Below are 13,405 nucleotides of genomic sequence, written 5' to 3' on the forward strand. Positions count from 1 at the left end.
TTAGCTGGTCTGGTGAGACTGCAGCATGTGCTGGTCAATCAGCAGTTGCGCTGACGGGTCGGTGGTGCCGGTGTAAACAGCGTAGTTGTTACCGTTTTGGTTGACCACGTTGCCGGTGTCGGTCCACTCGCCTTCGGTCAGCATCACCTTGTCGTTGGCAGCACCAGACAACACCAGCTGGTACACACCGTTGGTGGGCGGCAGGCTCAGCACATCGGCCAAGGTCAGCGACACCTTGTTGGCACTGGTGTCGGTGGCCATGTCCACTTGCTCCAAGCCCTTGACGATGCCCTTGAAGCTCATGTCCTTGAGCACGGTGGTCAGGTCCAGGCTCTGGCCGTTGCTGAGCGAGTAGACGCTCGACTCGGCAGCGCTGGTGCACACGGCAATCGCGGCGGCGACTTGTTCAGGCGTCACATCGGTGCTCTGTTGAGCGGCCAAATGTCCAGCCATATCGGCATCGATTGCGGTTTCGTAAACGAAGGCCGCATCAGCCACCAACACACTCTGGCCATCCACCATGGTCGCGGTGGTCTGACCGGCTTCAGTCACACCCGCCACAGGTGTGCGCTGCACACCATCGCTGACCAGGTTGATGCTGGCAATGCCCGCATCGGTCAAGCTGAGCAACTCACCTGCATCACTCACACCGTTCTGGTTCGCATCTTGCCAAACCTTGAACTCGCCAAACAATGCATCAGCAGCATTCAGTTGGCCATCGCAGTTGGTGTCAAACATCGCGGCCAGACCCTCCAGATCGGACTCTCCGCCGTACTGAACGAACGCATATTGCGTGTGGTTGTGAACCTTGCCGTCATGGTATTTGTCCCAAACCAGCACACCATCTTGACGACCGGCCCAAAGGGTCATGTCCATCTCACCATCGCTGTTCACGTCCATGAGCATCCGGGCGTAACTCAATTCACCATCACCATTCATGTCCAAAACTACTGGTGCGATATTGCCAGTGACCGTGACCAAAGAGTTCACAAAAACCGTCGCTCCATTGGCCGCTGTGTAGAGCTTGTACGTGCTGCTGCTCTTGAAGGCGAAAGCTGCCCCATAAGTCAGGTTCAAGCTGTTGCCAGTGAATGACTGCCCGGCGCTCCAGTTGGTGCCATCCATGAACTGGACACCATCACCCGCATTGCCGTTCACAATCAACATCTTGGACTCATCTACGGCGGTCGATGCATTGTCTGAAGCGCCCGACAACACAGCTGCCTGGGTCTGAGACAAGGTCAGCGTATTGGTCCCTGTTGTCAAATCGATCAACGTGAAACCATTTACCTTGCTGGACACCAGGATGTTGGTCAGATCCAGTGTCTGCGCGGTAGACGTGTTAAGAATCAACTTGTTGATCCCCGAACCACCGTCCAGCACCATGTTGTTGCTGACCCCCAAACTGCTGATGTTAGAAGCGTCGATCGTCACGCTATCGTTACCCGCACCCGCGTAAACGATGTCAGCTCCCCCTGCGGCAGTGATGTAGTCAGCACCATCGGTACCCACCAAAACATCTGTGCCGCTTGTACCGGTCTTGACAAACGCACGACCTGTCGAGGTGTAGTCCACATAGAACTTCAATGAGTCGCTGGAGTTGTAGGACGTTCCAGTCACAGCCGCAACACCACCCAACGCGATGCCCCCATCTGCCTGAGCCACCATGGTGTAGGACATACCATTCACAGCCCAAGGCGACACGTTGGACGGAGCTGGGTAGAACCAGCTGTCTGTCCACAGCATGACCCCTGCGCCAGAGTACTTGGTCGTGACGATGGTGTTGTTGTTCAACAAAGTCGACAAGGCATAGTCACCGTTGTCAAAAACAACGACCTGTGCATCGGCGGGTGCCACATACGCTGTAGTGCCGTTTGTGGTGCCATCGGCATTGAACTTCTGCATGTATTTGCCTGTGCCTGTGACAGTCCAAACCAATGCAAACGAACCATCTGCAGCAATCGAATACGCCCGTGGTGCAGAGTCGTTGCTCGATGTTGAACCCGCACCTTCCAATTTGACAACCGCGTTGCCAGTGGTTGACCCATCCGCATTGAACTTCTGCACAAAAATGCTGGTGTCGCCACCCTCATCCTTGCCCGTCCAAGTCACCACATACGCACCCGAATTGCCAACGACCAGAATGTCTGGCTGGCTGTCTGAATTGGTGCTTGCTGAAGGTGCCTTGAGCTTGACCAAGCCCGACATGCCACTGTTTGCAAAAACCTTCTGCACAAAGACAGTCGGCTGACCTGAACCATCCGGACCTGTCCAAGTCACCACACTGCCGCCATCTGCGCCTGTCGAGATCACCTGAGGTGAAGTGTCTGCACCATTGCCATCGCCATCCAGTGTCATCAGCGAATAGTTTGTCTTGGTTCCGTCGGCATTGAAGCGTTGGAACTTGATGACGTTACTTTCTGTCCAAGTGATCGAATACGAACCATCCAGACCTAAAGGCGCAACCACGGTCGAGAAAGAACCCGTAGTGGCCAATGCGGTACGTGGACCCACTGCGACTCCATCTGCGCTGTATTTTTGCGCATAAGGGTAGAAGTAACCATTCGAACCGTAGAAATTCCAGGTCACCACAAACGAACCATCTGCACCGGCCTGAGCCACCTGCGGCGAAGTGTGACGCGTACCGTTCCACTTCGATGCCTGGTCAATGTTTTCAACGAGCACAGAGGAACCATCGGCTCTGTACAACTCAACCGTCAAATATGAAAACTCATACAAACCGTTCGGGTACAAAGAACCGCCCTGAGTCGCCCATGGCGTCAAGCCATTGCTGTAAGCAAAGACCGTCGAACCGTTGGTGAACGCACCAATTGCACTGTATGAGTTAGTGCCTGAAGAATATCCCGAACCGGGTGAAGCCCCCGTACCCAAGGCACCATAAGCCTGCACACCAGAGCCACCCAAACCAATGGCTGTGCTCATCGCCTTGTAGCTGTTATCGCTCAAAGACAAGACTGTTGCACTCGATCCCGAAGTCGGTGTGGTGACCTGGGCTGTCCAAGTCGTGCTGTCAACTTGCGTGAACGAATTGGGCACCAAAGTGCCATTGACAACATTCAGATCCTCAGTGGTCAAGGTGCTCGGATCCACGGCTTCGCTGAATTTCAAAGTGAAGGTCAGCTGCGTGTTGTTGCCTGTGGTCGCAGAAGTTTGGTTGTCCGAGATCGACACCCGTGCAAAGTCCAACTGCTGGATATTCATGCGCTTGTCTACGATCAACTGCGTGTTGGTCGCATTGTTTTGATACACCGCATGCGTGCTGGCCAACACCGAACCCGTATTGCTGACCTCACCCACCTTGGTCCAAAGTTCATTGTTAGACAAGCTCAAAGTATCCACATTCGTGCCATCCACCACCAACTGATGGTATTTGGTGATGGCGCTCAATGCCGTGCCCGTCACATTGGCCCAAATGTTGCCATCTGCGCTGACGGTGCCCGTGCGGATGACATTGAAGCCCGCCATGTCGTTCACATCTTTGGCAGTCAGGGTCAGCGTGTTGGCGCTGGTGTCGGTGGCCATGTCGATGCGTTCGATGCTTTCGATGCGGCTGGTGTTTTCGGCAGACATGGCATCCACGTTGGTCACTGCGGTCAGGTCCAACGATGCACCGCCAGACAACTGCAGGGTGTCGACACCCGTGCCGCCATCTACACGCGCTTGCTGCGCGATATTGCCACCTGCACCCATGGCGCTGTTCAGAGCCGTGATGTTGCTGGCGTTGATCACAAACATGTCGTTGCCACGACCGCCTGACATGACATCGGCACCGCCGTTGCCAATCAGCGTGTCGTTGCCATCGCCTGCCGCAAAGGTTTCGGCTGCCGTGGTTCCAGTTTGCGTGTTGGCTGTGGCATCGCCCACAAAGTCCACCAGGGTCGCCAGCTGGTTGCCACCAAAGACGACAAAGGTTTTTCCTGCATCGGTGCGGCCCGCTGGATCGGCATTCGATGTCGCGACCAGCAAATCATCATAGCCATCACCGTTCAGATCACCCCCATAAGAAACCGATGACACGGAACTGCCCGTAGAGAAACCGTTGATGGCCAAGCCACCCACACCATTGGCCACCGTGCTCAGATTGACCGCCGTTGTTCCCGTTTGGCCGTAAACCACATAGGCACGCCCCGCGTTGGCACCAGCCAAATTGTCGTTGCCCGGGGCCGCCACAATCAGGTCAGCCAAGCCATCGCCGTTGATGTCGCCAGCGTAACTCACGATGCCAGCGGTGTCTGCTGCCACTTCACCATTGATGGCAAAGCCACCCACACCAGCTGCAATAGCACTCAACTGGACTGTGCCCGAAGCACCGGTTTTGCCAAACACCACATAGCTGCGGCCCGCATCGACGCCCGCTGCGGTGTCTGCGCCTATAGCGCCCACAACCACATCGGCCAGACCGTCACCGTTGACGTCGCCCGCGTTGGACACGCGGAAAGCCTTGTCTGCGGCGGACTGACCCACGATGGCGAACGCCGCTGTACCTGCATTGGACAAGTCCACTGCAGTGGTACTGGTCTTGCCGTACACGATGTAACTGGTGCCACTGAACGCGTTCGATGCATTGAAGTCTGCACCCATGATCAGATCGCTCAAGCCGTCGCCGTTGAAGTCGCCAGCGCTTCGGGCACCATACCCCACACGCACATCGGCACCAGGGCCATTGACGACGAAGCCACCCACACCCCCTTCAATCGCTGTCAGGTTGACCGATGCACTGTTGTTTGTGCTGCCAAACACCACATAGGACTTGCCGATGTTCAACGTGCTCCCTGAATCGGCGTTGGTGGTGGACACAATCAAGTCGGCCAGGCCGTCACCGTTGACGTCGCCCGCTTGGCCCACAGTGGTTAACCCCGCACTGGTTTGACCCGCGTTGATCGAGAAGCCTTCGCTGGTGGCCACGGCAGACAAATTAACCGCCGCTCCGCTGGTTTTGCCATAAAGCACAAAAGCGCGACCGATGTTGTCTCCGGCGGTCGTCACGTCTGCGTTTTCAGACGACACGATCACATCGGCCAGGCCGTCGCCATTGACGTCACCCGCAGCGCTGAACCTTGTCCCTGTGTAATCGGAAGCTGCTGCGCCATTGATTACAAAACCGCCCACACCAGCCGCCACACTGCTCAGCTCAATGTTGGTATTGCCTGTGAGGCCGCCTGCTTTGCCAAACACGACGTAGGCTTTGCCAGCATCGTTCAAGGCACCCACGTTCGCAAAAGGCGTGCTGATCAGGATGTCGTCATAACCGTCGCCGTTCACATCACCTGCGTTCCTGATGGTGTAGCCACTGCTGTCAGAGACGGCTTCGCCGTTGATGGCGTACCCCCCCAAGCCCGTGTCCACAATGGCCAAACTCAGGCCCGGGTTCAGCTTGTTTTGCACCGTGCTGTCCACAATGATCTGCGACATGCTGGAGATGCTGTTGTACACGCTGTAAGTCTTGCCGCCGTTGGTGGCAGTGCCTGCGTAGCTCCAAGCGTCGGTCGAGGTGAGGGTGTCGGCGCTGTTGCCGTCAACCAGCAACTGATGGCGCTGAACCGAGGCAGCCAAGCCGACCCAGCCATTGCCACTGTTGTAGCTGTTGAAGCCCGCCATGTCGTTCACGTCTTTGGCCGTCAGGGTCAGCGTGTTGGCGCTGGTGTCGGTGGCCATGTCGATGCGCTCGATGCTTTCGATGCGGCTGTTTTCTTCAAAGCCCATCGCACCCACATTGGTGATGGCGGTCATGTCCAGCGACATGCCCGCGCTGAGGCGGAGGGTGTCAAAGCCTTGACCACCCTGCACCGTGGCTCGGGTAGCACCCGTGTTGCTGGCCAAGTTGGTGGCGTCAGACGCTTGCAGCACGATGGTGTCGTTGCCTTTGCCCGCAAAGAAGCGGTCCACGCCACCGTTGCCAACGAGCACGTCGTTGCCTGCGGTGCCCAAGACGGCTTCGTCAGAGGCGGTGCCGGTGAGGTTGACGGCGCTGGTGACGTTTTGTGTGCCGCCCATGACCAAGTAATAAGCGCCGGTTTGTGAATTGCCGTTAGAGTCGGCCACGCCAATGATCAGATCACCCAAACCATCACCGTTCATATCACCTGCGCTAGAAACGGCACCTCCAAAGTAGGCCGGCTGTGTCGGCGATCCGTAAGGAGGTATTGGCGCACTGAGTTTGAAACCGTTGCTTGCAGCAATAGAACCTGAACTCAAATCCAAGCCTGTGTTCAAGGTATTGCCGTAAACGATGAATGTGCTGCCCAAACTACCCACGATCACGTCACTTAATCCGTCACCGTTAACATCACCTGCGGTGGACACTGAGTAGCCGAGATACGAAGTCCCTGTGCCACCAGTGATTTTAAATCCGTCACTTGAAGCGATCGTCGCTGTTGTGCCTGTTAATTCATAGCTTGAAGGATTGGTGTTTTTTCCATAAATCACATACGAGGCACCTGCAAAGGTGTTCGCACTGTATGCACCGACAATCAAATCAGCCAGTCCATCACCGTTGACATCGCCTGCACTTGATACGCTACCAACTAAACCTTGGGCAATCTTGAAACCGCTGCTATTGGGTACGCTGTTAATTCCCAAACTAATGCTTGAACCTGTGCTGTTACCGTACACAACATAAGCGTCTGTCGAACCGTTGGATCCACGACCACCCACAATTTGGTCAGCCAAGCCATCGCCGTTGACGTCGCCTGCATTTGAAACTGTATAGCCAATGGTTGGATTGGTTCCACCACTTGGCCCAGTAATTGTGTACCCGTTGCTCAAACTAAGGCCTGTGGCACCGGCTGCTGTGCTGCCATAGACAACATACGCCTTACCAATCATCGAATTATTGACATCCATGATGCCGGAGGCGCCAATCAACAGATCGGCTAAGCCATCACCGTTGACATCCCCGGCACTGGATACGCTTTGACCGAAATAAGAGTTTGAAATCCCCCCCGAAAGCTTAAAGCCATCTGAGCTTGCAACAACGCCACTTGACAGGTTCACACCTGCATTGGTGGCCTTACCAAAAATGACAAAGCTTTCACCCGCATTAGGACTGCCCGAAACAGTACTCAATCGCGCACTAACAATCAGATCGGCAAAACCGTCACCGTTAATGTCACCTGCACCAGAAACACTGCTGCCGAGGTTGGTCGCTGACTGCCCAGAGATTTTGAAACCCAAGCTTGTTGCAATTGTTCCACTCGATAAGCTAACGCCCGTTACATCTGCGTTGCCATAGATCACATATGCAGCACCGGGAGCATTTCCGCCCTCAGCGGCTGTGTAGCCAGTAGATCCAGAGGTACGCGACCCAACGATCACATCTTCATAACCATCACCGTTGACATCGCCTGCGCTAGAAACGGCATACCCCAAACTGCTCCAGTTTCCTCCACCATTTGGCGGGAACACAGGAATACTGCCATCCGAATTCAGCGTCAAGAAGTTGAACGTCGTTGCGTCTGTGATGCCTGCATAAGCGTTGCCGCCCAGATCCTTCACGGCGGTGGCAGCCACCTTCACGTAGTAACCCGTACCAGCGGTCAAATCGGTGGTGGGGTTGATGGTGAGGGTGGCGCTATTCCAGCCGGTCAACTTGGTGCTGCTGGCCACGTTGAAGCTTTCCACCAGCGCATTGGTGCTGGCGTTGTACAGCTCAATCACGCCCGTGCCTGCTTTGACCACTTCGTTGAAGGTCAGCGTCAAGTTGGTCGCCAAGTTGTTGGCGGCCACTTGGGCGTTGTCGGCCGGTGAGGTGCTCACCAATGTGGGCGGCAGGTCCATCACCACGTTGGAGATGGCGCTGTCGACAATCACTTGCGAATTGGTGGCCGTGTTTTGGTACACGTTGTAAGTGGCCGCGCCGTTGCTCACGGTGCCCACTTGCGTGAAGCCCGCACCCAGGTTGAGGGTGTCGGCAGCCGTGCCCTCCACCACCACTTGGTGGAACTTGGTGGTCACGCTCAGGGCAGTGCCCGTCACGTTGCTCCAGGTCTTGCCGTCGTCGCTGAGCGAGTTAATGCGGATGCTGTTGAAGTCGGCCATGTCGTTCACATCTTTGGCCGTCAGCGTCAGCGTATTGGCTGTGGCGTCGGCACCGAGGTTGATGCGCTCGATGCTGTTGATGCGGCTTGTGCCATCGTTGTTCATGCCACTCACATTGGTGATGGTGGTCATGTCCAGGTTCACGCCGCTGGCCGACACTTGCAGGGTGTCAAAGCCCGTGCCGCCGTCGACCATGGCTTTGACGCCACCGATGGTGTTGTTGGACAGGTTGGCCACGTCAGAGGTTTGCAGTACAACGGTGTCGTTGCCTTTGCCTGCGTTGAAGCGGTCCACGCCGCCGTTGCCGGTCAAGGTGTCGTTGCCACTTGTGCCGACCACATATTCGTCAGACGAAGTGCCATTGGCCAGTGCCACGCTGCCACTGACAAACTGATTGCCGCCATAGATGACATAGGTTTTGCCTGCGGTGTCTGCCGAGACGAGCAAGTCGTCATAACCATCGCCGTTCACATCGCCTGCGTAGGTCACGCTTTCATTTTGGAATGAGCCGCTGTTGCTGCCACCCAAATTATCGCCAGCAGATTGGCCATTGATGACAAAGCCACCACTGCCCAAAGCCACTTTACTCAAGCTGATGGCTGTGTTGTCGGTTTTGCCGTACACCACATACACCTTGCCTGCGTTCGTTTTTCCGACCGGGTCCGCCAAGCCACTGCCCACGACCAAATCAGACAAACCATCGCCGTTGATGTCGCCTGCATAAGACACGCTCAATCCCGCAAGATCAGCAGTGCCCGCCGCATTGATGGCAAAACCTTCCGTGGATGTGCCACTGGACCAGCTTGGCAGACTGATGGCGGCACCAGATGTTTTACCAAACACCACAAAGCTGTTGCCGATGGTTGAACCCATGACGAGATCAGACAAACCATCACCGTTGACATCGCCCGCACTTGCAACTCCAAACGAAGAGCTTACCGAGGTACCACCGTTGATGACATACCCATTTGTCGATGCGCCATTGGTCAAGCTGCTCCAATTGACGGGGGAGCCATTGGTTTTACCAAACACCACAAACGAATACCCTGAAGAGCTGTTGGTGTAGTTTGTGAAGTCACCCTTCGCTGCAATGACCAAGTCAGCCAAACCGTCTCCGTTGACGTCACCTGCATTGGCAATCATCGGTGTTGAGCCTTGATTGGGGGTGTCGATCCTGAAGCCACCAGTGCCTGAGGCCACAGCGGTCAAGTTGACAGGTGATGTGGATGAAGAACCAAACACCACATAGTTGGTACCTGGGTTGGCTGCGCCGTTGCTGGTCGATGTGTATCCGGACACCAATACATCTGCAAATCCGTCGCCGTTGACATCGCCAGCGCTGGACACACTGATGCCTTCAGCCGCACTCAGACCTGCACCATTGATGACAAAACCAGCCGAGCTTGTCCCGGCATTCAATGTTTGAACATCGATTGCAGTCGTGTTTGTTTTGCCATAGACCACATACGTTTTGCCGGAATTGCCCACACCGTTGGCAGACCCCGCATAAGCACCCACGATCAAATCGGCCAGACCGTCACCGTTGATGTCACCGCCACCCGAAATGCTGTAACCCATCATTTCAATGGGTGTGGAATCACTGATGTAGAAACCTGCACTGCCGCCCGAAGCGGTCAAACTGGTCAGCTCCAAAGGCATCAGATTGGCTGAACTGCCAAACACCACATACGAGCGGTAGTTGTTCGAAGCGTATGAAGCACTGATGATGAAATCGTCATAACCATCACCGTTCACATCGCCTGCATTGGCAACGCTGTGGGCGCCGCCATTGATCGAGTCCGTCAACACCACCACAGGCGGTGCCTTGTCCTTGTTGTTGACGACCACCGTCTTGTCCACAATCACTTGTGAATTGGTTTCGGTGTTTTGGTACACAAAGTAGCCCGGGCCACCTGCGTAGTTGACTTCGCCCACGTTGGCCCAGGCACCTGCGCCCACTTCGAGCGTCAGTGCATCGGCAGCCGTGCCCTCCACCACCACTTGGTGGAACTTGGTGGTGGCGCTCAGAGCAGTGCCCGTCACGTTGCTCCAGGTCTTGCCGTCGTCGCTGGCACCCAAGCGGATGCTGTTGAAGTCGGCCATGTCGTTCACATCTTTGGCCGTCAGGGTCAGCGTGTTGGCTGTGGCATCGGCACCGAGGTTGATGCGCTCGATGCTGTTGATGCGGCTGGCACCTTCGTTGACCATGGCGCTCACATTGCTGATGGCGGTCATGTCCAGGTTCACGCCTGCGGCCGACACTTGCAGGGTGTCAAAACCCGTGCCGCCGTCGACCATGGCCTTGGCACCACCGACGGTGTTGTTGGCCAAGTTGGTCACATCAGAGGCTTGCAGCACGACGGTGTCGTTGCCCTTGCCCGCGTTGAAGCGGTCCACACCGCCGTTGCCGGTCAGGGTGTCGTCGCTGCTGGTGCCAATGACCATTTCATCAGAAGCTGTGCCCGTGGCCGTGGCAATGTTGCCGCTGATGAACTGTGAACCGCCATAGATGATGTAGGTTTTGCCAGCATCAATCGATCCAGTGGTGGGGTCGGCATACTGCGCACCCACAATCAAATCGTCGTAGCCGTCACCGTTGACGTCGCCTGCGTTAGAGACATCCACGCCCAATTTGTCGTCGGCTGATTGGCCCTGAATGACAAAGCCGCCAACACCTTTGGCCACATCAGACACGTTGATTGCGGTGGCATCTGTTTTGCCATAGACCACAAACGTTCGTCCCGGTTGTGTTGCATAAGAACCTTTGGCGCCAACGATCAAGTCGGCCAAACCATCGCCGTTGATGTCACCTGCATAAGAGACACTGCTGCCCAGCAAATCGCGATCGAGCTCACCGTTGATGACATATCCACCTGTACCACCGGCGATGGCCGTCAGGTCCACGGTGGCATTGTTCGTTTTACCAAACACCACATAGCTCTTGCCCACGTAGGGAACACCCACACCATCGCTGATGCTGTAGGCATTGTTCGCACCCAAAACCACATCAGACAAACCATCACCGTTCACATCGCCTGCGTAAGAAAGCGAGAACCATGATTGCTCCGCCGGATTCTGACTCTGGATTTTGAAGCCGTTGGTACCTAGGTTGTCAATCCTCACAGTCGTGTTGTCTGTTTTGCCAAACACCACATAGTCTTCAGTACGGCCGTAGTTGTATCCCGAGAACATCACATCCGCCAGACCGTCACCGTTCACGTCGCCAGCGGTCGACACGTTGTAACCCGCCATAGCGCCTGCTGGGCTGCCCAAGATCGACTTGCTCCAGCCTTGAATGACAAAACCTGCCGTCGAACTGTTCACGTTCATGGTCGATGGATTGGTTTGTCCAAACATCACATACACAGAACCCTCATCCGTGGTGGCCGCGCTGATGCCCAAGCCAAAGGAGCCCACGATCAAATCAGCCAAGCCATCGCCGTTGATGTCGCCACCGTTGGACACACTCGTGCCGAAATAGTCTGCCGTCTGTAAGCCGTTGACCACAAAACCGGTCGTTGCAGATAAAGAACCCAGATCGACGGCTGTGCCACTGGTTTTGCCGTACACAACATACGCCTTACCTGGACCGTCGTTGGTGGATCCACCATCAATCACCAAATCGGCCAAGCCATCGCTGTTGATGTCGCCCGCTGCAGACGCCGACCAGCCTATGCCGCCGTACAGCGTGCTCACCCCCCCATTGATCACAAAACCTTTGGTGCTGGTGCCAGCATTCAACGTTGACAAATTGAAGGGCATCAAATTGGCAGGTCCACCAAACACCACATAGCTGCTGCCTGCATCACTCCGACCCAAGGGGTCAGCTTTGCCTGCACCAATGATCACGTCGTCATAGCCGTCACCGTTGACGTCACCCGCATTGGACACACTGAGGCCACTCCAGTCCCCTGCAGCCACCCCATTGATCGAGTCTGTCAACACCACCACAGGCGGTGCCTTGTCCTTGTTGTTGACGACCACCGTTTTGTCCACAATCACTTGTGAGTTGGTTTCGGTGTTTTGGTACACAAAGTAGCCCGGGCCACCTGCGTAGTTGACTTCGCCCACATTGGCCCACGCACCTGCGCCCACTTCGAGCGTCAGTGCATCGGCAGCCGTGCCGTCCACCACCACTTGGTGGAACTTGGTGGTGGCGCTCAGGGCAGTGCCCGTCACGTTGCTCCAGGTCTTGCCGTCGTCGCTGGCACCCAGGCGGATGCTGTTGAAGTCGGCCATGTCGTTCACGTCTTTGGTCGTCAGGGTCAGCGTGTTGGCGCTGGTGTCGGTGGCCATGTCGATGCGCTCGATGCTTTCGATGCGGCTGTTTTCTTCCAGGCCCATCGCACCCACATTGGAGATGGCGGTCATGTCCAGCGACATGCTCGCGCTCAGGCGGAGGGTGTCAAAGCCTTGACCACCCTGCACCGTGGTTCGAGTAGCACCGGTGTTGCTGGCCAAGCTGGTTGCGTCAGACGCTTGCAGCACGATGGTGTCGTTGCCCTTGCCTGCAAAGAAGCGGTCCACGCCACCGTTGCCATTGAGGGTGTCATCACCTGCAGTGCCGAGCACTGCCTCGCCAGCGCTTGTGCCGGTGAGGTTGACGGCGTTGCTGACGGTTTGTGTGCCGCCTAGGACGATGTAGTAAGCACCTGAGTCACTGTTCGTTTTGTTCGCACCAATCACGAGGTCGCTCAGCCCATCACCATTCACATCACCAGCGTTTGAAACGGAATTACCAAAATATCCGTAGGAAGTGGCGGTGAGTTTGAAACCATCGCTTGCTGCAATCGCGCCAGAGCTAATGTTTAAACCTGTGCTCGACGTTGTGCCATAGACAATATAAGTAGCACCCACACCACTGCTGTTAAACGTGGCACCAACAATCAAGTCCGATAAACCATCGCCGTTCACATCACCTGCACTTGCAACGGAAGATCCAAGCTGCGTTCCAGCAGGCCCGGTGATTTTGAAACCGCGACTAGATGCAATGGTCCCACCTGTTGTATTCAAATCAACGCCTGTACCGTTTGCAGCACCATAAATGATATATGCCGCGCTTCCAGCATTGGTAGCATTGGGACCATTGTCACCCACAATCACATCGGCAAATCCATCGCCGTTCACATCGCCAGCACTTGAAACGGCAAAACCAAACTGTGTAGTAGTTGTTAGTCCGGTTAATTTATAGCCTCGTCCAGCAGAAATCGTGCCCCCGCTAAGGTCTACGCCGGTGCCCGTGCTGTTGCCATAAACAACATAGGCTTCTCTTGAGCCGTACGCAGAAATGATTTGATCTGCCAAGCCGTCGCCGTTCACGTCGCCTGCGTTTGAGACCATCCAACCA

General features: G+C 55.7%; 1 protein-coding gene (cut by a window edge). It reads right to left on the minus strand.

From position 1 onward, the window contains the following. Window positions 1–13,405, minus strand: the end of a protein-coding gene (locus AMM41_RS02285) for an Ig-like domain-containing protein (RefSeq protein ID WP_089952505.1). 28,835 nt of this gene lie beyond the right edge of the window; only the last 13,405 of its 42,240 coding nucleotides appear in the window; its start codon lies off the right edge, out of view; its stop codon occupies window positions 1–3.

It is taken from the genome of Limnohabitans sp. 2KL-3 (assembly GCF_001269405.1).
Taxonomy (GTDB): domain Bacteria; phylum Pseudomonadota; class Gammaproteobacteria; order Burkholderiales; family Burkholderiaceae_C; genus Limnohabitans_A.